Source organism: Streptomyces sp. LS1784 (assembly GCF_020103755.1).
GTDB lineage: Bacteria > Actinomycetota > Actinomycetes > Streptomycetales > Streptomycetaceae > Kitasatospora.
Genome location: NZ_JAHSQD010001240.1, coordinates 1 through 677, shown reverse-complemented (window position 1 = coordinate 677; position 677 = coordinate 1). Strand labels below are relative to the sequence as shown.

The window sequence follows — 677 nt, the reverse complement described above, 5'->3', positions numbered from 1 at the left end:
GGGCGGGCGGCCTGCGGGCCGGGGGCGGCGAGCGGGGCGGCGGTGCCGCTGCCCAGCCGGGTGGTGCGGTCCACCGGCAGCCGGACGGTGGCGCCGCAGTTGCAGGTGAACTCGGGCTGCGGCCACTGGTCGGAGCGGCCGCAGTGCGGGCAGCGCATGCTCAGCCAGGAGTCCTCCCAGGACCGGAAGCGCACCTGCACCGGGACCCCGCCGCGCAGCAGCGGCACCTTGAGCGAGGCGCCGCACGGGCAGGGGAGGGAGGGCGGTTCGTAGAGGTGCTCGCGGCGGCAGGCGGGGCAGCGGATCGCCCGGGCGCCACCGCCCGGCCCCGGCCGCGTGGGGTCGTGTCCGGTGAAGTCGTCGGGCAGTCCGGCCATCGCGGGCTCCGTCCGTCGGTGTCGGGTGGTGGGACGTATCCCATGCTCCCCCGAAATGTCCGGCGCCGGACGCGGAATGGGGCAATCCTCAGGGACGGATCAGGGAATCCTGCCCACTCGGGTAGGGGTGGAATCCTTCCCGAGGGGGATGCTCGCCAGGCCCGACCGGGACGTTCACCCGGCGGACCAGCGGGCCAGGTCGGCGGGGGTGTCGAGGTCGTCGGGGGCGGCGACGTCGGCGCACTCGACCAGGACGAGCTCCGCCGCGTGCGCCGCCAGCAGGGCGCGGGCCCCGGCGTC

Annotated in this window: 1 pseudogene; it reads right to left on the bottom strand. The window is 76.7% G+C overall.

The window, feature by feature from the left end:
• A pseudogene (locus KS423_RS46765) lies at positions 1-377 on the bottom strand (hypothetical protein); the annotation flags it as partial.
• Positions 378-677: the final 300 nt, after the last annotated feature.